We start from the raw sequence: 24,733 nt of genomic DNA, 5'->3' as shown, positions 1-24,733 counted from the left end.
CCGCTCCCGCCGGACGTTCACGGCATGCTCCGAGTTCCGTCCTGTGACTGTGTCGTTCAGTACAGTCATTCGACATGTTCGCCTGACAAAGTCGTGTGTATGTTGGCTGGTGACTGCTGGAGTGCAACGAAAGGCACGCTCATGACTCAGGTGTCCGTAGGCGCGGCGCGGGCGATCCCCGAGCGCCCCCCGCTGCCCCTCGTAGGCCACGCGTTCAACGTTCCGGCGGGCGCGGACTTCCTGGCCTACCTGCTGAAGGAGTTCAGGGAATTCGGGCCCGTGTACCGGCTGCGGCTCTTCGGGAGGGACACCGTCATGGTCGGCGGTCTGGACCTCGTGACCGAGCTGTCGGACGAGACCCGCTTCCGCAAGCACGTCCACGCCGACCTGGTCGAGGTCCGGGCCCTGGCCGGGGACGGTCTGTTCACCGCCTACAACCACGAGCCGAACTGGCGCAAGGCCCACGACATCCTGATGCCCGCGTTCTCACTCGGCTCGATGCGCAGCTACCACGCCCCCATGCTCCAGGTCGCCCGGTCGCTGATCGGCAAGTGGGACCGGCTGGCCGGGGTGCAGTCGGTGGACGTGCCCGACGAGATGACCCGGCTGACCTTCGACACGATCGGCCTGTGCGGCTTCGGCTACGACTTCGAGTCCTTCCGCCGCGACGACCTGCACCCGTTCGTCGAGGCGATGTCCCGGGCCCTCGTCTTCGCCCAGGAGAAGGGCGAGTCCATCCCGGGCTCCGAACTGTTCAAGAGGAAGAAGGTCGAGCAGTTCCGCGCGGACATCGACCTGATGACGGAGCTCGTCGACGACGTGATCAGGGAGCGCCGCGCCTCCGGCGACACCAGCACGGACGATCTGATGGGGCTGATGCTGCACACGAAGGACCCCGTCACCGGCGAGCTCCTGGACGACGTCAACATCCGGCACCAGGTGATCACCTTCCTGATCGCCGGCCACGAGACCACGAGCAGTGCGCTCTCCTTCGCGCTGTACTACCTGACCAAGCATCCGGAGGTGCTCGCCCGGGCCCAGGCCGAGGTGGACGCCCTGTGGGGAGACACCGAGTCCCCGGATCCCCAGTACGGCGACATCGGCAAGCTCGCGTACATCCGCCAGGTGCTCAACGAGAGCCTGCGGCTGTGGCCGACGGCGCCCGCGTACGCCGTCGAGCCGATCGAGGACACCGTCATCGGCGGCAAGTACCCCGTGCGCAAGGGCGAGTCGCTGATGGTGATCGCCTCGGCCCTGCACCGCGACGCGGCCTGGGGGGAGAACGTCGAGCTGTTCGATCCCGAGCGCTTCACGCCCGAGCGGGAGGCGGCCCGCTCGGTCCACGCCTTCAAGCCGTTCGGCAACGGCGAACGGGCCTGCATCGGACGGCAGTTCGCGCTGCACGAGGCCACCCTGCTGCTCGGCCTGCTGGTGCACCGCTACCGCCTGATCGACCACACCGACTACCAGATGAAGATCAAGTCGACCCTCACCATCAAGCCCGACGGGTTCAGCCTGAGGCTCGCCCGCCGCACCAGCGACGAACGACGCCTGCCCGCCGCCGCGGCGGCGGTCCCCGCCGCGGGCCGGACCGCGGCCGTGACGCGCCGGGCGAGCGGCACCGCGCTGACGCTGCTCCACGGTTCCAACCTCGGCACCTGCGCCGGCATCGCCCGCGACCTCGGCACGGACGGCGAGGAGCACGGCTTCGCCCCGACCGTCGCCTCCCTCGACCAGTACACGGAGAGGTTGGCCGGCTCCAAGGGCCCCGTCGTCATCATCGCCGCTTCCTACAACGGCCGCCCGACCGACGACGCCGCCGAGTTCGTCGCCTCCTTGGAGAACCTCGCCCCCGGCTCGCTCACCGGGCTGCGGTACGCCGTCCTCGGTGTCGGCGACCGCAACTGGGCCGCCACGTACCAGCGGATCCCCACCCTGATCGACGAGCGCCTGACCGCCGCCGGCGCCGTCCCGCTCCTGGAGCGCGGCAGCGCCGACGCCTCCGGCGACTTCGGCGGAGCGGTCGACCAGTGGACGGAAGACCTGTGGAAGGCGCTCCTGGAGGAGTACGGCGAGGCGGTCGCCGGTGAAGCGGCCGCCCCCGCACCCGTGGCGGACGGGGAGGGACTGTACGAGCTGGAGGACACCTCGGAGTCGGTCCTCGGTGGTCTCGCCGAGCGCCACGGCGTCCAGCCGATGGAGGTCCTCGAAGCGTACGAACTCGTCGACACCGACCACGAGCTGGGCCGCTCCAAGCGGTTCCTGAGGCTCCGGCTGCCCGAGGGCGTCACCTACCGCACCGCCGACCACCTGGCCGTCCTGCCCGGCAACCCCGAGGACCTCGTCCGGCGCGTCGCCGACCGCTTCGGCCTCGACCTGGACCGCACCGTCCGGCTGCGCGCCCGCCGCCGGAGCCGGGGCGCCCTGCCCGTGGACCGGCCGCTGACCTTGCGCCGCCTGCTCACCGACTTCGTCGAGCTCCAGGACGCGGCCACCCGGGAGCAGGTCGCGGTGCTCGCCGAGCACACCGACTGCCCGCCCGAGAAGCAGCCGCTCACCGCCTTCGCCACCGCCGATCCCGAGACCTTCCGGGAGCAGGTGACCGTCGCGGGCCTCGGCGTCCTGGACCTCCTGGAGCGCTACCGCGCGTGCGAGCTGCCCTTCGAGCGCTTCCTGGAACTGCTCCCGGTCCTGCGCCCCCGGCACTACTCGATCTCGTCGTCCGCCGCGGCCCGGCCCGGCGAGGCCGACCTGATGGTGTCGCTGCTCGCAGCGCCCCACCGGTCGGGCGAGGGCACCTTCCGGGGCATCGCCTCGCACTTCCTGCAGACCGTGAACGCGGGCGACGTGATCCAGGCCCGGGTCCTGCCGTGCAGCGAGTCCTTCCGCCTCCCCGAGGACACCTCCGTGCCGGTGATCCTGGTCAGCGCGGGCACCGGCCTCGCGCCCTTCCGCGGAGCCGTCCTGGACCGCCACCACGCGGGCTCGACCGGCACCCTGCTCTGCTACTTCGGCTGCGACCACCCGGACGTGGACTTCCTGCACCGGGAGGAGTTCGAGGAGGCGGAGGCCGCCGGCGCCGTCAGCATGCGTCCCACCTTCATGCACGCGCCCGAGAACGGCGCCCGTTTCGTCCAGGAGCGCATCGCCCGCGAGAGCGAGGAGGTGTGGTCGGTCCTGGAAGCCGGTGGGCGCGTCTACATCTGCGGCGACGGCCGTCGCATGGCACCCGCCGTACGGGAGGCGTTCATGGCGATCTACCGCGAGCGCACCGGTGAGAGCGACGAGCGGGCCGAGGCGTGGCTCGCCGCGCTCGTCGGGTCCGGACGCTACGTCGAGGACGTCTGGGCCGGCTGATTCTCGCAAGGAGGAAGAAACGGTTGTGGGCGCACCTGGAAAGGTGCGCCCACAACCGTTCTCGCGTCGTGTCAGGCCATCGGTACGTCAGGCAGGTCGAGGGCCCCCTTGGCCAGCGCCACGGTCGCGCCCACGAGCGCCCTCAGCCCCGTCCGCTCGGTGGCCTCGTCCGGCAGGCACTGGAGGACCTGCATGGTGAGTCCGTCGAAGCCGGAGAGGAAGAACCGGGCCACCGTCTCCGGGGACTCGGCCAGTTCCTGACCCGTCCTCCCGGCCGTCTCCGCGATCACCTGGGCGGTCACCTCTATGACCCGCCGGTAGTGGCTCTGCCGGGCCTCGTCGAGGCCGGGTACGCGCAGGGCGAACATGGTCAGCTCGCTGAGCAGCTGGTGGTGCGACGTCGGCTCGCGCACGGTGCCCCACAGGGCCCCCGCCAGGGCGCTGAAGGTCTCCTCGAAGCCCGCGTCCTCCGGCGCCGCCCGCCGCACCTGCGCGACCAGCTCGTCGGTGATCTGGTCCATGACGGCTCGGTACAGGTCCTCCTTCGTACCGAAGGTGTAGTGGACGGTGGCCTGCGCGACACCGAGCTCCGCGGCGATGGCGCGGGTGCTCCCCGCGGCGACGCCCTCCCGGGTCATGAGGTCGATGGCCGCCTTGATCAACTGAGGGCGGCGCTCCGCCGCGGAAACATGAGCCATACGTCCACTATATCGACTTAGTCGATCGATCAAGTCGGCCCGGACCAGGCGTCACGTCACTTCGGCGGTCGACGCGTTGTCCACGGAAGGGCCTGCTCGGCCCAGATGACCTTTCCCTCGCGACCGTGTCGCGTCCCCCAGCGGTCCGCGCACTGGGCCACGAGGAGCAGGCCGCGGCCGCCTTCGTCGAAGATCCGGGCGCGGCGCAGATGCGGGGCGGTGCTGCTGGCGTCGGAGACCTCGCAGGTGAGCGTCGACTGGAGGATCAGCCGCAGCTGGACGGGGCTCTTGCCGTAGCGGATCGCGTTCGTGACCAGTTCGCTGACGACCAGCTCCGTGGTGAAGGAAAGCTCCTCCACCCCCCAGGCCGTCAGGACGTCGGAGGCGAAGCGTCGGGCCCCGGACACGGCCGCCGGATCGGACGGGAGGTCCATCGTGGCCACGTGGTCCGGGTCGAGGGCATGGGTCCGGGCGACGAGCAGGGCGACGTCGTCGGCGGGGCGGCCGGGCAGCACTGCGTCCAGGAGTCGGTCGCAGATCTCCTCCAGCGAGTCCGGCGCCGAGGTGAGGACGTCGTGCAGTGTGGCGAGTCCTCGGTCCACGTCACGCGCGCGGCCGGCGATCAGCCCGTCGGTGTGCAGGACCAGCAGGCTGTCCTCCGGCAGCTCGAACTCCGCGGTTTCGAAGGGGAGTCCACCCAGGCCGAGAGGCGGTCCGATCGGTACCTCCGGCAAGGCCCCGCTGATCTTCGAGGGGGTCACCACGGTCGGCGGGACATGGCCGGCACTGGCCAGCGAGCACCTGCGCGAGACGGGGTCGTAGACCGCGTACAGGCAGGTGGCACTGGTCTCGCCCTCGTCCGCCGACTCCTCGCGCTGCATGCGGATGACCACGTCGTCCAGATGGGTGAGGAGTTCGTCGGGCATGAGGTCGATGTCGGCGAAGGCGCGGACGGCCGTGCGGAGCCGGCCCATGGTGGCGGCGGCGTGCAGACCGTGACCGACCACGTCGCCGACGACCAGCGCGACGCGGGCCCCCGACAGGGGAATGACGTCGTACCAGTCGCCGCCCACGCCGGCGCGGGACCCGGCGGGCAGGTAACGCGAGGCGGTTTCGACGGCCGCGTGTTCCACCGTGTTCCGCGGCAGCAGGGCCCGCTGGAGGGCGAGCGCGGTGGAACGCTCGTGGGTGTACCGGCGGGCGTTGTCGATGGACACCGCCGCCCTGGAGGCGATCTCCTGCGCCAGCAGGAGGTCGTCGTCGTCGAAGGGGGCCGAGGTGCGATGGCGTACGAACTGCACCAGGCCGAGGATCTCCCCGCGGGCGTGCAGAGGCACGAGGAGCACGGAGTGAAGCCCGAGGCCGCGCAGCACCCGGCCGTGGGACTCCGACGGCGCCACCCACGTGGGCATCTCGGTGCCCGTGATGTGGTGCAGGACGGACCGTCCGGTGGTCAGCGCGCGAACCGGTTCCGAGTCGTCGGGGTAGGTGTGGGTCCCACCGACGCGGAGCGGGGACTCCGGACAGCCGTCGAGGACGGAGCGCTGGGCGACGCGGCGCTGCGTCAGGGCCTCCGGCGGACCGGTGCCGGTCTCGTCGAGTGCGGAGTCGAAGAGGTCGACGGTGACGAGGTCGGCGAAGTCCTCGGTGCAGACCTCCGTCAGCTCCTCCGCGGTGCGGGAGATGTCGAGCGTGGTTCCGATCCGCTTGCTCGCCCTGTCGGTGAGGGCGAGCCGACGCTGCAGCAGACGGTCGCGTTCCTCCTGGTAGGCGGCGACGACCTGTTCCGAGGAACGGTCCACGTAGTCGAAACCGATCGCGACCAGCCTCATCGTGGCCTGGTTGATCATGTGCCAGTCGTCGGTGAGGCGGGGAGCTTCGGCCTGCAGCTGTTCGAGCAGGCTGAGGTGGTCGAGCCGGTAGGCACGGAGGAGCCGGCTCACCGGGATCCCCCGCCGGGCGTAGAGGCGGGCGATGTCCAAGGCGGCCGGAGGAGCTTCCGGCGCGCTCGCGCCGGGGCGGGCCTCCAGGAGGTCCAGCAGGGCGGTGACGTGCTGGGCCGTCTCCTCCAGGGTCAAGGCCTCGATGTCTGCGTTCTCCCACAGCTCGGGGAGCTCGCCGTTCAGGCGTTGGAGCAGCAGGCCGGCCAGCTTCTTCACCTGCGGTCTGAGGCGGCGGGCCAGCTGACCAAGGAACGCATCGACCTCGGTTCCCATAGTGCGAATGTACGGGAAAGCCATGGCGTGCGCTCCTCGGACGGCTGTGGCGGCCTCTGATCGACCCGGCTCTCAGAGGCCGAGGTGGTCGCCCAGGTCGGCGTAGTCGACCTGCCACAGGCCGGGAGAGCCCGTGGGGTACTGGGAGCGGAAGCCGAGCATGCGCTGGACGCGCGGCGAGAGCGTCTTGGCGAGCTCCCTGTCGACCAGGAAGGGGTACGCCTCCTCACCGGTGAGGAAGCCCGCGTTGAACGCGAAGGCGAGGCCACGCCGGTACTCGTGGCCGGTCCGGTTCGCCCCACCGCCGTGCGCGGTCTTGCCGCTGAAGAGAAGGACGTCCCCGGCGTTCATGACGGCGGGGATCGTCTGCTCGGGCGTCCCGCGGTCCTCGAAGTCGCTCCAGTGGTTGCTTCCGGGGATGACGCGGGTGGCGCCGTTCTCCTCCGTGAAGTCGGTCAGGGCGACCAGGAAGTTGATGGTGACTTCCGGCCCGCCGGGCCCCATGCCGATGAACGGGAACCAGTTCTCCAGGTCACGGTGGAGCATCTGCGCCTTGTTGCCGGGGCCGATCTCGATCACCTGGGCGGTGGTCATCCAGTACGTGCCCGACTCCTGGAGGAAGACCAGGTCGCTGATCTCGTGGACCAGGGGATGGTCGACGACCTCGCTGCGGAACGTGGCGCTGTGCGTCACCAGGTTCGTGAGGCGCTTGGTGTTGCTGCCGTGGAACGCGGCCACGATCTCGTCCTCGTGGAGGGACCCCGGGGCGAGCGCCCGCAGCGGCTGCTCGATCTCGGCGTTGAAGCGGACGATCTGCTCCTGCGTCAGGAAGCCCTCGATCATGACGCCGCCGTCACGCGTCACGATCTCGAGGATCTCCTTTGCAGGCGTGTCGTTCGCCACGGACGTCAGCGCCTGGGTCTTCTTCTGGGTCGTCATGCGTGTCCTCTTCCTCGATCCGAAGCGCGGTTGATCAGGCGGGCTCGGTGGTCAGGCGTTTCCGCGTTGTTCCTGTGGTGGTCGTCTCACTGTCGCCAGCCGGTACCGCAGGCGAGAACGACAGCGGGCACCTGCTTCGCCCCTGCCCGGTGCACGATGCACCGTCCGGTCGCGGGCACGGCGGAGCTATCCGCTCACGGCGTCCTTGCCGGAGTCGACGCGAGCTGCGGGGGCGCTACGGGCGGAAGCGGGACCCGGCGCCGTGTGCCGGCGGTGTGTGGTCCGCTCCCAGGGGCGCGTGCTGCCGAGCCATCCGAGGAGGAAGGCCGCCGGTACGGAGATCAGGCCGGGGGTGTGGAGCGGGAACAGGTTGAAGTCCTGCTCCGGCAGCAGCGCGTATCTCGTCCCGGACACAGCGGGGGAGGCGAGGGTCAGGAGGGTGCACAGGGACAGCCCTCCGTAGACGAGCCACAGCAGTCCGCGGCGGTTGAAGCCGGTCCAGAAGAAGGAGTAGACGACCGCGGGGAACACACATGTGGCCGCGAGGCCCAGCGAGAAGGCGAGGAGGAACTCGATGGGATAGCGGTGTACGGCGGTGGTGAGGAGAAGGCTCGCGACGCAGAGCGCGACGACGGCCAGCCGCAGGACCGCCGGCTCTCCGATCCCGATCCGGGCACGGCCCTTCCGTCCGGGCAGGTCGCGGGTCACGGAGACGGCGGCGGCGAAGGTCACGCTCGCCACGGCCGTGAGCACGGCGAGGAAGGCGACACAGGCCACGAGGGTGATGAGCACGACCCGGCCGGTGGAGTGGTGGGGGAGGACCTCCGACGCCAGGAGGATGGGGGCTCCCTGCCCCTTCGCGTCGACCGCCCCGATCCGGCCGCTGCCCACCACCGCGGCCGCGGCGAAGCCGGTCGTGATCAGCAGCAGGTAGAAGAGGCCGGTCAGCCCGACGGCGACGCTCAGTGAGCGCCGGGCGGCGGGCACGTCCCGGCCGGCACTGACGCGCAGGAGCAGGTGGGGCATCATCGCGGTTCCGAGGATGACGACGATGTGGTCACTGAGCGTGCCGAGCGGTCCGCCTCCGGCGGAGTGCTCCCACAGTCCTGGGCTGAGGTATCCGCCCGGTGACACGCTCTTGTCCAGGGCGGCCGACAGCAGGGATCCGGGACTCCAGTCGAAGAAGCGGAGCGCCAGCACGGTCACCGCGGCGAGCGTCACCAGGGCCACGGGCACTTTGGCGACCTGCACGAAACTGGTGCCGCGCAGATCGGCCACCCCTGCGAAGCACGTGACCAGGAATCCCATCAGCACCGTGCACACCACCTGGGCCCGCTCGCTCGGCATGCCGATGAGAAGGGCGGTGGTGATGCCGCCGGCCCGTAGTTGCACCATGAGCAGGGGCACGGCGATGCACAGCGTCACCACGGCACCCGCGATCCGTACTCCCGGCCCCTCGGCGCGCAGGGAGAACAGTTCGCCCAGGGTGTAGCGGCGGGTCGCGCGAATCCTGGGGGCGAGGAGCAGGAAGACGCCGAGTGCGAGGGCGCTGTCGACGGCGGTCGAGACTCCGTCGTAGCCGAAGAGGGCGATCGCTCCCGGCAGCGAGACCAGGATGACGACCGTGATCTGTTCTCCCGCCATCGCGACGCCGTTGAAGACGGGCGGGAGGGACCGGCCGGCGACGTAGAGGCGTTCCGGGTCGTCGTCCTGCGTGGCGAGCGTGAAGACCCACAGCAGGCAGAGGCCGATGAAGACGAGGAAGGCGCTGATGACCGCGCCCCTCGCGGCGGTGCCGATGAGATCGGGCGCGCCGACGCTCAGGAGGTGCGTCGTCACCACGCGCCCCCGGCCGGACGGGAGGCGGTAGTCGTCGCCGAGGCCGGTTCGAAGGAGGACACGGCCCGGTTCTCGTACCACCAGGTCCCGCCGACGAGGACGACCAGCTGGGTGAATGCCCACGTGATGGCGAGGGTGAGACGGCCGTACACGGAGATCTCTCCGAGAGTCGTGGAGCAGGAGAGCAGGACGCCGACGGCGAGCGGCAGCGCGTTGACGGTGACCAGCATCCGTGTGTCACGGGGGGAATGCCGGGAGGAATCGGAGGGCACGGGACCTCTCTCTGGAAGGACAGGGAAGACGGACTCGGTGCGAGGGGGCGGGGGACGGTCGCAGCCGTCGAGGACGGGCGGGGGAGCCGGGCAGCCGTGCTCCGTACCGGTCGGAAGCCATGCCTGTGACCGCCGGGGTTCGACGGTGGCGCGGCGTCCGCGGAGGAGGTCGCGCCGGCTCCACGGCGAACGGCGGCCTCGGCGTGACGTCAGAGCACGACGGCCCGGCCGCGGTGAGACTGGTGAAGCGCCTCGCACCGCGGCGTCGGGCGTCAGCGGCGGCTGGTCGCGGTCAGGCCGGCGTAGTGCCCGGCCCGCTCCAGGAGCCGGGGGACGCCTGTTTCGAGCGACGGTCCGAAGGTGGTGTCGTGGGGGCGCTCGCCGCGCAGCCAGCGGGTGTGGATGGCCTCGCAGAAGATCGCCGCCTTCCAGAGGGCGAGGGCCTGGTACCAGGGGAGCGGGGTGAGATCGAGGTCTGTGCGGCGCTGGTAGCGCTCTGTCAGTTGGCGCTGGGTGAGGTAGCCGGGTGAACGGGTCACCTTGGTGAGTTCGAGCGGGGTGGCAGGGCTGCCGGCCTCGGACCAGGTGGCGGTGAGGTACCCCAGGTCCGCGAGCGGGTCGCCGAGCGTGGCCATCTCCCAGTCGAGGATCGCGAGGACCTCGGCCGGGGCCCGCGGGGCGAACATCAGGTTGCCCATGCGGTAGTCGCCGTGCACCACCGACGCCGACTGGCTCGTCGGCAGGTTCTGGGCGAGCCAGTCCGCGATGCGCTCCACCGCGGGCAGGCCGCGGGTGGTGTTGACCTCCCACAGGCCGCGGAACCGCTCGACCTGCCGACGCAGGTACCCCTCGGGGCGGCCCAGGGAGGCGAGTTCCCCTTCGGTGACATCGATGCCGTGCAGGGCGACGAGGGTGTCGACGACCGCTTCGCTGGTCAGCCGGCGCTGGTCGGCGGGGGAGAGGTGGGGCGGGATGGTGTCGGTGACGACCGTGCCGTCGAGCCGGGACATGAGGTAGAACGGCACGCCCAGGACGGCCTCGTCCTCGCAGACGGCGAGGATCTCCGGCACCGGGACCCCGTGCCCGTGGAGGATCTTCTGGACGCGGGCTTCACGGACCATGTCGTGCGTCGACTTCGGCAGCGGCGGGCGCGGGCCGCGGCGCAGGACGACGGACTCGCGGCCGCGTTCGATCAGGTAGGTGACGTTGGACTGGCCGTCGCCGATGCGCTGCCAGGCGAGCGGACCGCTGCCGATGCCGTGCGCGTCGAGGAAGCCGGCGACCGCGTCGAGGACCAGGAGCGGGGGGCTGTCGAGATGACGGGCCCGCTCGCGGCTCGCGACGACCTCCACGCCGTCGGGGACGGTGTGCATCACGCGCCCCCGTCCCGGCCGACGACGGCGTCGCCCCGGTATCGCTCACCGGCCTGGACGGCGGCCCGCCGGCCGGCCGAGGCGCGGCGGGCGATGGCCCACCGGTGGGTCTCGTTGGAGCCGTCGTAGATGCGGAACGGGCGGACCTCGTTGAGGTACTGGGCGAGCGGGAGCCCGTCGGAGACGCCGTCGCCGCCGCAGATCTGGACGGCGCGGTCGATCACCCGGTAGATCGCCTCGGAGCAGTGGACCTTGGCGACCGAGGACATCGCCGAGCCCGCCTTCGGGTCGTCGTGCAGCAGGGTGGCGGTCTTGGTGATGATCGCGTCGGAGGTCTCGATGTCGATGACGGACTCGGCGATCAGGTGCTGGGCCAGGCCGAGCGAGTCGATCGGACCGCCGAACAGCTCCCGTTTCGCGGCCCGGTCCAGCGCGATGTCGTGCGCCCGCCGGGCCAGTCCCAGCCACCGCATGCAGTGCGTGAGCCGCGCGGGCCCGAGCCGCACCTGCGCGTACCGGAAGCCGAGTCCGACCTCGCCGAGGACCGCGTCGTCGGGGACGAAGCAGTCCTCCAGGTACAGGTGCGGGTGGCCGCCGTCGATGGCGCGGTCGACGGTGTGGATCGCCTCGCCGATCCGGATCCCGGGGTTCGTCATGTCGACGAGGAACATGGTGGCCCCCTCGGGAGCCCCGTCGACCGCCGGCGTCCGTGCCATCACGATGCAGAACGCCGCGCCCACGGCACCACTGGTGAACCGCTTGTGGCCGTCGATGATCCAGCCGCCGGCGGCGCGTACGGCGGTGGTCCGCAGCGCGGCCGGGTCGGATCCCGCTCCGGGGTGGGGCTCGGTCATGCCGAAGCAGGACCGGACGTCGCCGGCCGCCAGAGGCACGAGGTACCGCTTCTTCTGCTCCTCGGTGGCGATGAGGTGGAGCATGTGCATGTTGCCCTCGTCGGGGGCCATGCAGTTGAGCACGCTGGGGCCGATCGGCGAGTATCCGGCCTCCTGGAGGACCGGCGACCAGTGCTCGATGGGCAGTCCCTGCCCGCCGTACTCCTTCGGGACGAGCGGCGCGAAGACACCGGCCTCCTTCGCGGCGGCCTGGAGCCGGTCGCGGGTGGCCTGGTCGAGACGTCCGCCGGGGGCGGGTTCGGCGTCGACGACGGTCTCGCGGATGAACCGGCGCGTGCGCTCCGCGAGTTCCGCCACCTCGGGCGGAAGAGGAGGGAAAGTCATGGCAATCCTTTCGGGGGTGGCGCGGTCGTTACGCGGTCCCGCCGGCGACCGCGAGGCCGCCGTCGACGGTCAGGACGTGGCCGGTGACCCAGGAGGCGTCCTGCGAGGCCAGGAAGGCCACGGCGGAGGCGACGTCCGACGGCTCGCCCAGGCGGCGCAGCGGGTAGTCGGCGGCCACCTCGGCCTCCTTGCCCTCGTACAGGGCTTCGGCGAACCGGGTTTTCACCACGGCGGGGGCCACGGCGTTGACGCGGATCTCCGGGCCGAGTTCGGCGGCCAGGGTCCGGGTCAGGTGGGACACCGCCGCCTTGCTCACGCCGTAGAGCCCGATGCCGGGTGACGGGGTGTCGCCGGTGACGGAGGAGAGGTTCACGACGGCGCCCCGACGTTCGGTGAAACCGAGCTTCGGGTGGGCCACCGCGTCCTGCACCCAGGCGAGGGTGGCGAGGACGTTGACCTCCAGGACCTTGCGGGCGACATCGAGCTCCAGGCCGACGACGGGGCCGTAGGCAGGGTTGATGCCCGCGTTGTTCACGAGGACGTCGAGCCCGCCGAACTCGCGCGCGACGGTGTCCAGGACCTCGCGGCGGTGGTCGGGATCGTCCGCCCTGCCGGCGACGGTGACGACGCTGCCCGGGGGGAGGGAGGCCGCCGCCTCTTCGAGGGGACCGGCCTTCCGCGCGGTCAGACACACGCGCGCCCCTTCGGTGACGAGCCGTTCGGCGACGGCGAGACCGATGCCCCGGCTCGCCCCGGTGATGACGGCGGTGCGTCCCGAGAATCGGCCGGTGTGGTTCTTGCTCATGGATCAGTCCTTCGAAGGAGAATCCGGCCCGGTGCCGTCCACGTCGCGGAGTTCGGCGCGCCGGATCTTGCCGCTCTGGGTCTTGGGCAGGTCGGACAGGAAATGGACCGTGCGGGGGCACTTGTAGGCGGCCAGCCGCTCGCGGGAGAAGGCGATCAGTTCCTCCGCCGTGGCGTTCAGACCCGCCTTGAGCGAGACGTAGGCGACGACGGTCTCACCGCGGTACGCGTCCGGCTGCCCGACGACCGCGGCCTCCAGGACCGACGGATGCTCGTACAGCGCGTCCTCGACCTCGCGCGGCCAGACCTTGTACCCGGACACGTTGATCTGGTCCTTGAGCCGGTCCACCAGGTAGACCCAGCCCTCCTCGTCGATCACCGCGACATCACCGGTACGCAGCCGGCCCTCCGGCATCGCCCGACGGGTGGCCTCGGGCTTGCCCCAGTACCCGGGCACCACCTGCGGCCCGCTCAGCTCCAGCTCACCCTGCTGACCGCAGGGCACTGGATCGCCGTGCAGGTCGACGACGCGCGCGGTGAGGTGCGGCAGCGGCTTGCCGACGGACAGCGTCCCGCTCGGCAGGTGCACCGGCGCCCGCTCACCCGGCGGCACGGCGATGACGGCGGACGTCGTCTCGGTCATCCCGTAGCCGTTGTGGAGGTAGACGCCGAACCGCTCCCGGAACCGCTCGACGGTTGCCGGCGGGATCGGCGCGCCCCCGGAGTACAGGGCCTTGGCCGTCGCGAAGTGCTCCGGTCCGGCCTGCGGCAGCTCGTAGATCGCGTTGTACGCGGTGATGGAGCCGATCGTGTAGGTCACCTGGTGCTCGGCGAACGCCTCCAGGACGACCTCGGGGTGGAAGCGGCCCGCCAGGACGAGGGTGGTGTCGGTGAGCAGGGAGATCGTCGCGTTGACCACGGCGCCGGTGATGTGGAACAGCGGGGCCATGGCGAGCACGACGTCCCCGTCGCCCACGCCCATCCACGACGCGCAGGTCGCCACCACGCCCAGGACGTTGCCGTGGGTGTTCATGGCGCCCTTCGGCGGGCCCGTCGTTCCCGAGGTGTACGTCAGGAACGCGACGTCGTCGCGGGTCGGTTCCACGGGCGAGGGGCCGCGGCCCGCGAACTCGCCGATCAGGGCCACCAGGTCGCCGTCCGGGGCCGGGGCGTGGCGTTCCGTCGTCGCGAAGACCCGTGGGTCGTTCTTCGACTGGCAGTCCAGCGCCGACGTGCTGATCAGCCACCGCACCGAACTCCCCGCCAGTGTGCCGAGCGTCTCGTGGACGTCCTCGTCCGCGCAGACGACGCCGACCGCCCCGGAGTCCTCGATGATCCGGCGGAGTTCCCGGCCCCGGTACATCGGGTTGAGTCCCAGGGCCGTGGCCCCCAGCTTCCACAGGGCCAGCAGCACCAGCGCGTACTGCGGAACGTTCTGCAGGTACACCCCGACGCGGTCGCCCCGGCCGGTTCCGCGGGCCTCGAACGCGGCGGCCAGGGCGTCCGACGCCGCGTCCACCTCGCGCGCCGACAGGACGCCGTCGAAGTAGCGCAGCGCGATCCCGTCCGGGTTCTTCGCCACGCGAGCCTTCCAGGCGGCCACGAGCGAGCCGGGTGTCGTGTCCGGCCCCGTACCGGACCCGTCGGGGGACGTGTCCCGCCGCCCGCCGTCATCCACTGTCATCTGCTGTCCTTCCCATCCGCGTCCACGCGCTCGGCGCGCCGGTCACGTGAGTTCGCGCTTGAGGATCTTTCCGGTGGACGTCATCGGCAGGGTCTGCACGACCTCCACGATGCGCGGGTACTTGTAGGCGGCCATCTGCTCCTTGCCCCAGGCGACCAGCTCGTCGGGACGGGCCTCGGCGCCGCGGTCGAGGATGACGAACGCCTTGACCTCCTCACCGTGGCTCTCGTGCGGCACGCCGACGACCGCGGCCAGGCTGACCGCCGGGTGCGTCATCAGGACCTCCTCGATCTCGCGCGGGTACACGTTGAAGCCACCGCGGATGATCAGGTCCTTCGCCCGGTCGACGATGTAGTAGAAGCCGTCCTTGTCCCTGCGGGCCAGGTCGCCGGTGCGGAACCAGCCGTCCCTGAGGGCTTCGGCGGTGGCCTCGGGGCGGCCGTGGTAGCCCTTCATCACGTTGTGTCCCTTGACCGCGATCTCCCCGACGGCGCTGCCCGTGCCGTCGTCCTCGACCTCCGACCAGTCCGCGTTGACGAGCTTGACCTCGACGCCCCAGACCGGCACGCCGATCGACCCGGGACGGGGCTCCCGCGCCGGATCGCTGAAGGTCACCACCGGCGAGGTCTCGGAGAGGCCGTAGCCCTCCAGGACCTGGACGCCCAGTCGCTCCCCGACCTGCTTGATGAGTTCCGCGGGGAGCGCGGCGCCGCCGGAGACGCCGACGCGCAGGTTCCTCGCGATCCTCTCGACGTCGACGTCCTCGGTGAGCGCCTGCAACAGGCCCCACCACATGGTGGGGACACCCGCGAAGACGGTGATGTCCTCCCGCTGCATCAGGGACACCGCCTGCCGGGCGTCGAACCGCGGCAGCAGCACCAGCGTGCTCGCCGTCGAGAAGCCGGCGTTCAACTGCACGGTCGCGCCGAAGGAGTGGAACAGCGGCAGCACGACCAGATGGGTGTCCAGCGCCGGCCGGTTCTCCAACAGCTGGTTGACCGCGAGGGCGTTGAGTACCAGGTTGGCGTGGCTGAGTTCGGCGCCCTTCGCCTGCCCGGTCGTACCGCTCGTGTAGAGCAGCACGGCCGGGTCGTCCCCCGACGTCCCGATGCTGTCGAACGTCGCCGCGGTGCCCCGCAGCGCGGCGCCCATGGTCTCGACGCCCTCGATCGGGCTCTCCGCCGCGGGATCGGCGGTGATGAGGAAGAAGTGCTCGCAGCCCGGGGTCCCGGCGAACCCGGCGTGGCCCTCCGCACCCATCGGCAGGCCCTCGCCGCCCTCGAAGCAGAAGTACGCCTTAGCCCCCGAGTCGGCGAGGTGGTAGGCGACCTCCCGGCCCTTGAGCAGGACGTTGAGCGGTACGACGACGGCGCCGGCCTTGAGGATCCCGTAGTAGACGATCGGGAACCAGGGCACGTTCGGACAACTGAGCGCGACCTTGTCGCCGGGCCAGACGCCTCGGTCCACCAGGAGGTTGGCGACCTGGCTGGCGGCGGCGTCGATCTGGGCGTAGGTGAGACGCGTCGTGCCGAGGACGACCGCGTCCCGGTCCGGGTGCGTGCGGGCGGAGTCCTCGAGCAGGACCGAGAGGTTCAGCATGGTGTCATTTCCGGGAAGGTGGGCCGAGCCAGGCCGCGGAGGAACAGAACACGCGGCCTGGCCCGGAGCGGGTGGGGGTTTACGCGTGGCTCGACGCGGACGTCACAGCGTCCGCAGGAGCCGGTCGAGGGCCTCGGCCGTCGCCTCGACGTCGGCGGTGGTGTGCGCCGTGCTGAGGAAGACCTTGCCGGACGGCATGAAAAGGAAGCCCTGCCGCAGCATCCCTTCGAGGATCACCGCCCAGAGCCCGCTCGTTCCGTGCAGCCCCGTCGCGCCACCGGCGGGGACGTACTGGAGGAGCGAGCCGACCCGGTTGAAGCTGCCGAAGTCGGGCGACGAACCGAGAACGGCGCCGACGAGGGCTTCGAACTCGGAGGAAACCCCTTCGAGTTGCTCGTAGACCGCGTGATCGGCCAGGACGCGCATCGTCGCCGTGACGGCCGCCAGCGCGATCGGGTTGGCGTTGAAGGTTCCGGCGTGCACGACACCGGAGGTCACCTGGTCGATCAGATCGGACCGGCCGACGACGGCGCTCTGGGTGAAGCCGCCGGCCATCGCCTTCCCGAAGACGGACAGGTCGGGAAGGACGCCGTACTTCTCGGCCGCCCCTCCCCGGGCGATCCGGAACCCGGCGATCACCTCGTCGAAGACGAGGACGACGCCGTGCCGGTCGCAGAGGGTCCGCAGTGTCGACAGGAACTGCGGCGAGGGCGCTTCGACGCCCGCGTTGCTCATCACCGGGTCGACGAGCACGGCCGCGATGTCGCGCTCGACGGCCTCGCCCAGCAGACGTTCGGCCAGCCGCACGTCGTTGAAGCGCGCCACGACCAGGTCGTCGAGGACGCTGGCCGACTGTCCCGCCCCACCGGGGGTGGCGGGGCGATCGCAGTCGTCCTCGGCCATCCCGGCGTACACGGTGTCGTGCCAGCCGTGGTAGCTCTTGGCGAACTTGAGGACGCGGCGCCGTCCGGTGGCGGCGCGCGCGAGGCGCAGCGCCACCTGCACCGCCTCGGTCCCCGTGTTGCTCCACAGCAGCCGCTCGCCGTGCGGCACGGCTTCGAGGACCGCTTCCGCCGCGAGGTACTCCAGCGGGTGGCCGGTGCCGACGACCTGCATCCTCGTCGCGACCTCGGACACCGCTGACAGCACGCGCGGGTCACCGTGACCGAGGACGAGCGGCCCCCAGGCCATCACGTAGTCGACGTACCGGTCGCCGTCCAGGTCCCAGACGTGTGCGCCCCGCGCCTCGCGCACGAAGAGCGGATGGGGTGGCATCGCGGCGCGCAGGCCCGATCCCACACCCCCGCCGACGCTGCGGCGGGCTCGCTCGAAGGCCGAGCGGGATGATTCCAGGGCCATGAGATCGCCCCTGCCTTTCAGTACGTGATCACCGAGCGGATGCCGATGCCGCGCTTCATCCGGTCGAACGCCTCGTTGACGTCCTGCAGACCGATCACGCTCGTCACCAGGGAGTCGAGATCGATGCGGTCGTTCATGTAGTGGTCGATCAGCAGCGGGAAGTCGGAAGCAGGCTTGCTGGAGCCGTAGTTCGAGCCGATGAGCGAGAGCTCCTGATCGGACATGACGAAGGGGTCGATGGAGACCTTCAGGCCGTCCGCCACCTGCCCGGCGACCACCGCCGTGCCGCCCCGGGCCAGGACCTCGTAGGCCGCCTCGATGGTGCGGGGCAGCCCGATGGCCTCGATGGCGATCTCCACACCGCGTCCGTCGGTGAGCTGTCGCACCCGGTCCGCGAAGTCCTCGCGACCGTTGTTGATCAGGTCGGTCGCACCGAAGACGCGCGCCTGCTCCAGCTTCTCGTCGGAGATGTCCGCGGCGATGATCCTCCGCGCGCCGGCGAGCCGGGCCCCCTGGATCGCGTTCAGGCCGACGCCGCCGCAGCCGAGGACCAGCACGGTGTCGCTCGGCCGCACCTTGGCGGTGTTGACGGCCGCGCCGACACCGGTCGTGACGGCGCATCCGACCAGAGCCGCCTGCGGGAACGGGGCGTCGTCCCGGACGGCGATCGCACCCGACTCGGGCACGAGGGCGTACTCGCCGAACGTTCCGAGGCCCGCGAAGCTGAGCACGGCGCCCCCGTCGGCGGACGTGATCCGGGACCGGCCGTCGAACGACAGGTGGTTCGCCGAGTGCTGTCTGACCATGTCGCAGAGGACGGGCCTGCCGCTGATGCAGTAGCGGCAGCGGCGACACGAGGGCGTCCAGGACAGCACGACGTGGTCGCCCTTCTTGAGCGTCGTGACGCCCTCGCCGACGCTCTCGACGATCCCGGCTCCCTCATGGCCGAGGATCATCGGCGTAGGAACCTCCCATTCGCCCAGGAGGACGTGGAGGTCGCTGTGGCACACCCCGCTCGCCCGGAGCCGCACGAGCACCTCGCCGGGCGGAGGCGCCGAGGGGATCGTCACTCGCTCGATGGTCAGCGGTTCGTTCGGCGTCCTGAAGACGGCGGCGTCGAACTCGATCGTCATGAAAGTCTTCCTTCCGTGTGGTGGGGCGGTCACGTCCGAGCGGTGCGGATGAGCTTCTTGTTGGCGAACTCGTCGATTCCCGCCCGGCCGAGCTCGCGGCCGAAGCCGGACAACTTGACGCCACCGAAAGGCAGTTCCGCGCCGTCGAGGCCGACGCCGTTGATGAAGACCATGCCGGCCTCGATCCTGTCGGCGACGCGCAGCGCCTGCTCGGCGTCCGTCGTGAACACGTAGGAGCCAAGCCCGTACGGGGTGTCGTTCGCCAGCTCGACGGCCTCGTCCTCGGAGGCGACCCGGTAGACGGTCGCGACGGGGCCGAAGAGCTCCTCGGCGGCCGACGGCGACGCCGGGGAGAGGCCCGTCAGCACGCCGGGCGGGAAGTACGCCCCCTCGCGCTGCCGTGCGGAGACGAAGGTCGCCCCCTCGGCGACGGCTCGCCCGACCTGCTCCTCGACGTACTCGGCGGCGGCGACCGAGGAGAGCGGCGCCAGTCCGTCGGTCAGCGCGAGCACCTTCTCGGTGAACATGGCGAGGAAGGCGTCGTAGACGTCATCGGCGACGATGAAGCGCTTCCCGGCGTTGCACGCCTGCCCGGCGTTCTCGAACCGCGCCTCGACCGCCGCCTGGACCGTGGCGTCGAGGTCGTCGGTCGACAGCACGATGAACGGGTCCGAGCCGCCCAGTTCGAGCACCACCTTCTTGAGGCTGCGCCCGGCCTTCTCGGCGACCTCCGCGCCGGCCCGCTCCGAACCGGTGAAGGAGACGCCCTGCACGCGGGGGTCCGCGATGGCGCGGCCGATCTGCTCCCCGGTGGCGTGGACGTTGACGTAAGCGCCCTGGGGGAAGCCGGCGTCCGTGAACAGCTGCTGGAGAGCCGCGGACGACTCCGGACACTGCGACGCGTGCTTGAGCACGATGGTGTTGCCCAGCGCGAGGTTGGGCGCGGCGAACCGGGCCACCTGGTAGTACGGGTAGTTCCAGGGCATGATCCCAAGCAGCACGCCGACCGGCTGGCGGCGGACGAAGGCGGTGCCCTCTCCCTCCAGGAGCTCGATCGGCTCGTCGGTGAGGAACTTCTCCGCGTTCTCGGCGTAGTACCGGTAGATCGAGGCACTGAACTCGACTTCCCCGACGGCCTCCTCCACCGGCTTGCCCATCTCCCGGTGGATGATCTCGGCGAGCTGCCGGCTGCGCTCGTCGTGCAGGGTGGCGACGGCGTGCAACAGCTGGCCGCGCTGTTCCACGGAGGTCTGCCTCGACCACTGCGCGTAGGCCTCCGCCGCCGCGTCGAGCGCCGCGTCGACGGTCTCGTCCGTCGCGGTGGGGTACTCCTTGACCAGCTTGCCGCTGGCGGGGTCCACCACCGCGTACACGTGCCTCTTCGCCATGCTGACTCCTTCGTCGTGGTTCGGGTTCATGCGGGGGCCCCGGCCGTGCGGGCCGGGTACGGGTCCAGAGCCGCGTCGCGGTCGTGCAGCGCGCGGTAGGCGCGGAAGTAGACGAATCCCTGGGTGCCCCAGGTCGCCAGCGCGGCGGTGTAGAAGATCGTGCGGTTCACGTCGTCGAACGGCAGGGGGAAGAAGTCGTACGTGACCGCGATGGTGGTCCCGGCGGCCGTGACCAGTCCGGTCCAGACCGCCGGCCACCTCGCGCCCGCGCTCCAGAGCCGTTTGACGAAGAAGCAGAGGAACGCGGCCGTGAGCAGGTTGACGACGACGTAGAACGCGGAGACCCAGAACGCACCGCGGTCGGCGTGGAGATCCGCGCCGTGGAAGGGGCGGAGGAACAGGGCGGCGACGATCGCGACCCCGAACACGGCGACGTCGACGCCGCGGCTCGGCTTGTAGCGATGGGTGACCTTCATCAGGCCCAGGACCAGGATGAGGGTGATGCCGACCGACCTGGAGAACGCGTCGAAGAAGTACGCCACGTCGTACAGCACGCTGTCGCTCTTGGCCCCGAGCAGCGACCAGAGCAGGAAGTTGGTGCCCGACGTGGCGACGACCATCCATTCGAGGCCCAGGAGGTAGTTGCCGTAGCGGCGGATGAATCTCCAGCCGTAGAAGTAACCGGCGAAGATCATCCACAGGTCGGCCAGCAGGAACAGCGTCTCCTTCATCGGGACGCCCCCTCTCGGACGTCGCGAGTCAGCAGGGTGAGGACGCTCTCGGCGGTGCGCTGGCCCGTCAGAACCGCGCCGTTCATGGTTCCGGCCCATTCGCCGGCGGTTTCGGAGCCCGCCCAGTGGACGCGCCCGTGGGGCTCGCTCAGCGCCTTGCCGAAGCTCGTGGTCGCGTAGGGGGCGACGGCGGGATTGGGGCCGCCCGGGGCGAAGGGCTCCGCTCCCCAGCAGTGGTCCACGTAGTCGATCGGGGCGAGCGCCCGCGGACCGTAGAGGTCGGCGAGCTGCCGGACCACCCGGTCGCGCCGGGCCCCGGGGCCGAAGCCGTCGAAGACGCGCGGATCGCAGAAGGCCATCAGGACGCCCGGTCCGCCGGGGGCGGGGGACACGTCGAAGGTGATGAACACGGTCCCGGTGTCGGTCACCGCCTCACCGGAACAGCCCTCCGCCCTCCAGAACGGCCTCTCGTAGGCCACGAACGCCTTGCTCAGCACGCCCATGCGCCAGGTCCGCGTGAGCCCTTCGCCCCGTTCGGACAGAGCGGGCTCGAAGGCGATGGCGGCGCGGTGCGCCGGCGAGGCCGTGACGATCGCGTACCGGGCCCGGATCTCGCCGGAGTCGGTGCGGACGGTGACGCCGTCGTCGTCCTGTGCGATGCGGCGCACCGGTGTCTCCAGGCGCACGCGGTCGCCGAGCCGCTCCGCCACCCGCCGGGCGATCTCCTGGGTGGTCTCGACGATCCGGTCCTGCTGCTGGCCGCCCTCGACGTCCAGCATGTGGTCGAGCCCGCCCGCCGAACGGATGTAGCGCAGTGCGTGCAGCAGGGAGACGTCTCCCGGGGTGCAGCCCCACTGCACCTTGCTGATGACGGTCATCAGCGCGCGGGTGCCGGGCAGCGCGTTCTTCCGGTCGAGCCACTCGCCGAACGAGAGGGCGTCGAGGCGGCCGGCCCCCGGCGTCTCCCACGCCGCGTCCACGTCGACGGTCGCGACCAGCTTGTTCACCGCCGCCTGCATGCGCGCCATGTCCACCAGGGCCGCGGGGGAGACCTTGGGAATGGTGCCGCTGTAGGTGCGGCGCCGGCCCGCCATCCACAGCACGTTGCGCCCCTGGGCGAACTGGTCGGTGGTGGTGCACCCCACCCGGCTCGCGAGGTCCCGGACGGCGGTGTGGCGCCGGGCCACCCAGGTCGCTCCGAGGTCGACCTTCACGCCGGCCACCTCGCCGGAGAGCGAGCGGCCTCCGACCCGGTCGCGGCCTTCCACGACCAGGACGGACCGCCCCGTGCTCACCAGCCGCTCCGCCGCGCTCAGACCGGCGAAACCGGCACCGACGACCACGACGTCGACCGTGGTGTTCCCGGAGCGGGGCTCACGAGATCCGGACATGGCTGCCTCCTTCACCCACGCGGTTCGCGTGTTGCGCGATGTAGGTCGTGACGGGGCCGACGAGGGACTCGGGGAGGTGATGGCCCATGCCGGGAATGACCACGTGCTGGGCCGAGCGGATCGCCCTGACGGTCGCGGCGCCACCGCTCGGGTGCACCAGCGGGTCCCGGGCGCCGTGGACGACCAGCGTCGGGGCGGTGATCCGGCTCAGCTGGGCCGTCCGGTCCCCGGAGCGCTGGATGGCCTGGATCTGGCGCGCCGTGCCGGCCGCCGGGTCGCCGGCGCTGCGGTCCCAGCCGCGCGCCGCGATGGCCGCCTCGGCCGCGTCGTCGATGGGGTGGTCCGTTCCCGCGACGTGCCGGGTGAGCCTCAGGTGGGCACGGACCGCCGCGGTCCTGTTCCTCGCCGGCGGGGCGGCGAGGAGCCGGATCGTCGACAGGGCCGGCTGACCGACCTTGCGCGCCCCGGTCGTGGAGTAGAGGGAGGCCAGCGACAGGACCCGCTCGGGTGCGGTGGCCGCGATCGTCTGCGCGATCATCCCTCCCATCGACCGTCCGACCAGGTGCGCCCGCGCGATCCCGAGGTGGTCGAGTACGCCGACGGCGTCCTGGGCCATGTCGGCCAGCGTGTACGCGTCGCCGCGCGGACGCGCGGCGATCTGACGCCAGGTCCCGGGCGGGGGCGCGGCGACGAACGTCGACTGGCCCGCGTCACGGTTGTCGATCGCGACGACCCGGAAACCGTGGGCGACGAGGGAGCCGACGAACGAGTCGGTCCAGAAGGTGAGGTCTTCGCCCAGGCCCGCGATGAGCAGCATCACGGGGTCGTCCTTGTCGCCGTGGTCCCGGAAGCAGATCGTCATCCCGGACGGCAGGGTCGCGTACTGGTCGGCGCTCTCGACGGCGCTCGTCTCAGGCACGGGTGGCTCGCCTCCCGCCGGACGCCGGCGCGGCCGCCCGGCGGGCGCCGAACCGGAGGTTCTCGTCGGCCACCGGGCCGCGCAGCGCCCTGGCGTCCTCGGGGTAGGACATCGCCATCCGCCAGGGCTTCTCGGGGCCCTGCTTGGGCAGGAGCTTCTCGCCGCGCTTGGCGTACCCGGCCTGGAGGTCCATGACGGGCCTGCGGTCCGTTCCCGGCGGCGCGACCGGAACCACCGTGTCGTATCCGCGGGCGTCCATGTGCCTGACGAGATCGATGAAGTAACGGCACATCAGGCTCACCTTGAGCGTCCAGGACGAGGTGGTGTAGCCGATCGCCATCGCCCAGTTAGGCATCCCGCTCAGCAGCATGCCGCGGTAACAGAGCGCGTCCGCGATGTCGACCTGGTGCCCGTCGACCACGAGGGGCATGCCGTCGAAGAGCCGCAGGTTCAGCCCCGTCGCGGTGACGATGATGTCGGCTTCCAACTCCTCGCCCGACGCCAGGACGATGCCGCGCTTGCTGAACCGCGCCACGGCGTCGGTGACGACGGAGGCCCTTCCGTCCTTGATCGCGTCGAAGAAGTCGCCGTTCGGTGCCACGCACACCCGCTGGTCCCACGGGTCGTACGGCGGGTTGAAGTGCTTGTCGACGTCGAACCCCTTGGGAAGGCGCTTGACGTTCTCGCGCCGGATGAAGGCCCGTCCTGCCTCGGGGAAGGTCCGCAGGCCCTTCACGACGGCGTGTTCGGTCCAGATGTTCTTGAACCGCGTCACGGCGTACCCGCGCTCTTCCCCGAGCAGCTTCGTGAGCGCCAGGGCGACCTTGTCGACGCGGGGGAGCGCCATGACGTAGGTGGGGGTGCGCTGCAGCATCGTCACGTGCCGGGCGGCGCCCGCCCCGGTGGTCATGGCCGGCACCAGAGTGATCGCGGTCGCGCCGCTGCCGATGACGACGACCTTCTTGCCGCTGTAGTCGAGTCCCTCGGGCCAGTGCTGCGGATGGACGATCCGGCCCTCGAAGTCCTCCCGTCCCTGGAACTCCGGGGAGAACCCCTCGTCGTACCGGTAGTAGCCGGTGGCGGCGAAGACCCATCCCGCGTGGATCGTCCTGGTCCGGGTCGCTCCCGTGGCGGAGTCCGACGTCTGGACGGTGAGGGTCCACCGTGAGTCCGCCGTGGACCACTCCGCGCGGACGACCCGGTGGCCGAGCCTGAGGACGCGCTCCAGGCCGTTCTCCTCGACGGTCTCGTGGAGGTACTCCTTGATGAGGGGAGCGTCGGCGATCGCGGCTTCGTGGCGCCAGGGCTTGAACGCGTATCCGAACGTGTGGAGGTCGGAGTCCGAGCGGATGCCGGGATAGCGGAACAGGTCCCACGTGCCTCCGATGTCGTCGCGCGCTTCCAGTACGGCGAGCGACTTGTCGGGCAGCTCCCGGCTGAAATAGGTGGCCGCGCCGATCCCGGAGATTCCGGCTCCGATGATCACCACGTCGAATTCCTCGACGGCGTCCAACACCTCAGCTGTCATGGCGTTTCCTCGCTGTTCCTGTGGCGGTTACCTCACTGTCGCGAGCCGCGACCGCCTGCGAGAACGACAGCGGGCACCTCCTTCGCCAGGGCTCGGTGCACGATGCACAGGCGGACCGGGCCGTTGCGCCCGTACGGTGTCCGACGTTCGGGCGGAGACCCCGGTCGAGCCTGCGGCCCGGCCCTTCCGGGAGGGCGGTCGGAGACGACCGTCCAGCGGCGTCTTGCTGGCGCACCATTGCGGGAGCAAGGCCGAGGGGGTGAGG

The 24,733-nt window shown here is 71.0% G+C and carries 18 protein-coding genes; 1 reads left to right on the top strand and 17 read right to left on the bottom strand.

Annotation, left to right across the window (positions count from 1 at the left end; all coding sequences use genetic code 11):
* Positions 1 to 141 precede the first annotated feature (141 nt).
* Positions 142 to 3,357 (top strand): bifunctional cytochrome P450/NADPH--P450 reductase, encoded by a 3,216-nt coding sequence (locus IE287_RS34405; RefSeq protein ID WP_189853232.1) that lies wholly within the window; start codon positions 142 to 144, stop codon positions 3,355 to 3,357.
* A 71-nt stretch (positions 3,358 to 3,428) separates the two neighbouring features.
* On the opposite strand, the gene IE287_RS34400 is transcribed toward IE287_RS34405, so the two are convergent.
* The 17 genes from IE287_RS34400 to IE287_RS34320 all read right to left on the bottom strand — a co-directional run bounded on the left by IE287_RS34400 (position 3,429) and on the right by IE287_RS34320 (position 24,468).
* On the bottom strand, positions 3,429 to 4,055 hold the full coding sequence (locus IE287_RS34400; protein WP_189853226.1) for a TetR/AcrR family transcriptional regulator: 627 nt from the start codon (positions 4,053 to 4,055) through the stop codon (positions 3,429 to 3,431).
* A gap of 56 nt (positions 4,056 to 4,111) precedes the next feature.
* Positions 4,112 to 6,295 carry an ATP-binding SpoIIE family protein phosphatase gene (locus IE287_RS34395; protein WP_189853224.1) on the bottom strand — a complete coding sequence of 728 codons (2,184 nt, stop codon included), beginning with the start codon at positions 6,293 to 6,295 and terminating at the stop codon, positions 4,112 to 4,114.
* A 48-nt stretch (positions 6,296 to 6,343) separates the two neighbouring features.
* Positions 6,344 to 7,210: a phytanoyl-CoA dioxygenase family protein gene (locus IE287_RS34390; protein ID WP_189853222.1), complete on the bottom strand. Its 867-nt coding sequence runs from the start codon at positions 7,208 to 7,210 to the stop codon at positions 6,344 to 6,346.
* A gap of 186 nt (positions 7,211 to 7,396) precedes the next feature.
* Positions 7,397 to 9,049 (bottom strand): sodium:solute symporter family transporter, encoded by a 1,653-nt coding sequence (locus tag IE287_RS34385; RefSeq protein WP_229883923.1) that lies wholly within the window; start codon positions 9,047 to 9,049, stop codon positions 7,397 to 7,399.
* Complete coding sequence (locus IE287_RS34380; protein WP_189853218.1) at positions 9,046 to 9,279, bottom strand: hypothetical protein; 234 nt, start codon at positions 9,277 to 9,279, stop codon at positions 9,046 to 9,048. Before IE287_RS34380 ends, IE287_RS34385 begins: the two co-directional genes overlap by 4 nt.
* A 314-nt stretch (positions 9,280 to 9,593) precedes the next feature.
* Positions 9,594 to 10,694, bottom strand: coding sequence for a phosphotransferase family protein (locus IE287_RS34375; RefSeq protein WP_229883922.1), 1,101 nt, complete (start codon positions 10,692 to 10,694; stop codon positions 9,594 to 9,596).
* On the bottom strand, positions 10,694 to 11,932 hold the full coding sequence (locus IE287_RS34370) for an acyl-CoA dehydrogenase family protein (protein WP_189853215.1): 1,239 nt from the start codon (positions 11,930 to 11,932) through the stop codon (positions 10,694 to 10,696). The genes IE287_RS34375 and IE287_RS34370 overlap by 1 nt, the downstream gene beginning before the upstream one ends.
* 28 nt (positions 11,933 to 11,960) lie before the next feature.
* A complete protein-coding gene (locus tag IE287_RS34365; protein ID WP_189853213.1) occupies positions 11,961 to 12,737 on the bottom strand; it encodes an SDR family oxidoreductase in 777 nt (258 codons plus the stop codon).
* A 3-nt stretch (positions 12,738 to 12,740) separates the two neighbouring features.
* Positions 12,741 to 14,420 carry a class I adenylate-forming enzyme family protein gene (locus IE287_RS34360; protein WP_229883921.1) on the bottom strand — a complete coding sequence of 560 codons (1,680 nt, stop codon included), beginning with the start codon at positions 14,418 to 14,420 and terminating at the stop codon, positions 12,741 to 12,743.
* Between the two features lie 42 nt (positions 14,421 to 14,462).
* Complete coding sequence (locus IE287_RS34355) at positions 14,463 to 16,019, bottom strand: long-chain-fatty-acid--CoA ligase (RefSeq protein WP_189853212.1); 1,557 nt, start codon at positions 16,017 to 16,019, stop codon at positions 14,463 to 14,465.
* Between the two features lie 102 nt (positions 16,020 to 16,121).
* The gene (locus IE287_RS34350) at positions 16,122 to 17,378 is read right to left on the bottom strand and encodes an aspartate aminotransferase family protein (protein ID WP_189853211.1); all 1,257 of its coding nucleotides are present in this window, start codon (positions 17,376 to 17,378) and stop codon (positions 16,122 to 16,124) included.
* A gap of 17 nt (positions 17,379 to 17,395) precedes the next feature.
* Complete coding sequence (locus tag IE287_RS34345) at positions 17,396 to 18,511, bottom strand: Zn-dependent alcohol dehydrogenase (RefSeq protein WP_189853209.1); 1,116 nt, start codon at positions 18,509 to 18,511, stop codon at positions 17,396 to 17,398.
* 29 nt (positions 18,512 to 18,540) lie between these two features.
* Positions 18,541 to 19,899 (bottom strand): NAD-dependent succinate-semialdehyde dehydrogenase, encoded by a 1,359-nt coding sequence (locus tag IE287_RS34340; RefSeq protein ID WP_189853208.1) that lies wholly within the window; start codon positions 19,897 to 19,899, stop codon positions 18,541 to 18,543.
* A gap of 26 nt (positions 19,900 to 19,925) precedes the next feature.
* Complete coding sequence (locus IE287_RS34335) at positions 19,926 to 20,630, bottom strand: transporter (RefSeq protein WP_189853207.1); 705 nt, start codon at positions 20,628 to 20,630, stop codon at positions 19,926 to 19,928.
* Positions 20,627 to 22,021, bottom strand: a complete 1,395-nt coding sequence (locus IE287_RS34330) for a flavin monoamine oxidase family protein (protein ID WP_189853206.1) — start codon at positions 22,019 to 22,021, stop codon at positions 20,627 to 20,629. Before IE287_RS34330 ends, IE287_RS34335 begins: the two co-directional genes overlap by 4 nt.
* Positions 22,005 to 22,940 carry an alpha/beta fold hydrolase gene (locus IE287_RS34325; RefSeq protein WP_229883920.1) on the bottom strand — a complete coding sequence of 312 codons (936 nt, stop codon included), beginning with the start codon at positions 22,938 to 22,940 and terminating at the stop codon, positions 22,005 to 22,007. The genes IE287_RS34330 and IE287_RS34325 overlap by 17 nt, the downstream gene beginning before the upstream one ends.
* Positions 22,933 to 24,468, bottom strand: a complete 1,536-nt coding sequence (locus IE287_RS34320; protein WP_189853205.1) for a flavin-containing monooxygenase — start codon at positions 24,466 to 24,468, stop codon at positions 22,933 to 22,935. Before IE287_RS34320 ends, IE287_RS34325 begins: the two co-directional genes overlap by 8 nt.
* Positions 24,469 to 24,733 lie beyond the last annotated feature (265 nt).

The organism is Streptomyces omiyaensis, assembly GCF_014650895.1.
Taxonomy (GTDB): domain Bacteria; phylum Actinomycetota; class Actinomycetes; order Streptomycetales; family Streptomycetaceae; genus Streptomyces; species Streptomyces omiyaensis.
The sequence above is the reverse complement of the archived record's forward strand: the minus strand, read 5'-3'. Positions and strand labels throughout refer to the sequence as shown.

Excerpts from the sequence above, each read along its gene's own strand:
- IE287_RS34395 (WP_189853224.1), bottom strand. The coding sequence starts at position 6,295 with ATGGCTTTCCCGTACATTCGCACTATGGGAACCGAGGTCGATGCGTTC.
- IE287_RS34360 (WP_229883921.1), bottom strand. The coding sequence starts at position 14,420 with ATGACAGTGGATGACGGCGGGCGGCGGGACACGTCCCCCGACGGGTCC.
- IE287_RS34365 (WP_189853213.1), bottom strand. The coding sequence starts at position 12,737 with ATGAGCAAGAACCACACCGGCCGATTCTCGGGACGCACCGCCGTCATC.
- IE287_RS34375 (WP_229883922.1), bottom strand. The coding sequence starts at position 10,694 with ATGCACACCGTCCCCGACGGCGTGGAGGTCGTCGCGAGCCGCGAGCGG.
- IE287_RS34355 (WP_189853212.1), bottom strand. The coding sequence starts at position 16,019 with ATGCTGAACCTCTCGGTCCTGCTCGAGGACTCCGCCCGCACGCACCCG.
- IE287_RS34330 (WP_189853206.1), bottom strand. The coding sequence starts at position 22,021 with ATGTCCGGATCTCGTGAGCCCCGCTCCGGGAACACCACGGTCGACGTC.
- IE287_RS34400 (WP_189853226.1), bottom strand. The coding sequence starts at position 4,055 with ATGGCTCATGTTTCCGCGGCGGAGCGCCGCCCTCAGTTGATCAAGGCG.
- IE287_RS34350 (WP_189853211.1), bottom strand. The coding sequence starts at position 17,378 with ATGGCCCTGGAATCATCCCGCTCGGCCTTCGAGCGAGCCCGCCGCAGC.
- IE287_RS34390 (WP_189853222.1), bottom strand. The coding sequence starts at position 7,210 with ATGACGACCCAGAAGAAGACCCAGGCGCTGACGTCCGTGGCGAACGAC.
- IE287_RS34345 (WP_189853209.1), bottom strand. The coding sequence starts at position 18,511 with ATGACGATCGAGTTCGACGCCGCCGTCTTCAGGACGCCGAACGAACCG.
- IE287_RS34380 (WP_189853218.1), bottom strand. The coding sequence starts at position 9,279 with ATGCTGGTCACCGTCAACGCGCTGCCGCTCGCCGTCGGCGTCCTGCTC.
- IE287_RS34405 (WP_189853232.1), top strand. The coding sequence starts at position 142 with ATGACTCAGGTGTCCGTAGGCGCGGCGCGGGCGATCCCCGAGCGCCCC.
- IE287_RS34370 (WP_189853215.1), bottom strand. The coding sequence starts at position 11,932 with ATGACTTTCCCTCCTCTTCCGCCCGAGGTGGCGGAACTCGCGGAGCGC.
- IE287_RS34320 (WP_189853205.1), bottom strand. The coding sequence starts at position 24,468 with ATGACAGCTGAGGTGTTGGACGCCGTCGAGGAATTCGACGTGGTGATC.
- IE287_RS34340 (WP_189853208.1), bottom strand. The coding sequence starts at position 19,899 with ATGGCGAAGAGGCACGTGTACGCGGTGGTGGACCCCGCCAGCGGCAAG.
- IE287_RS34335 (WP_189853207.1), bottom strand. The coding sequence starts at position 20,630 with ATGAAGGAGACGCTGTTCCTGCTGGCCGACCTGTGGATGATCTTCGCC.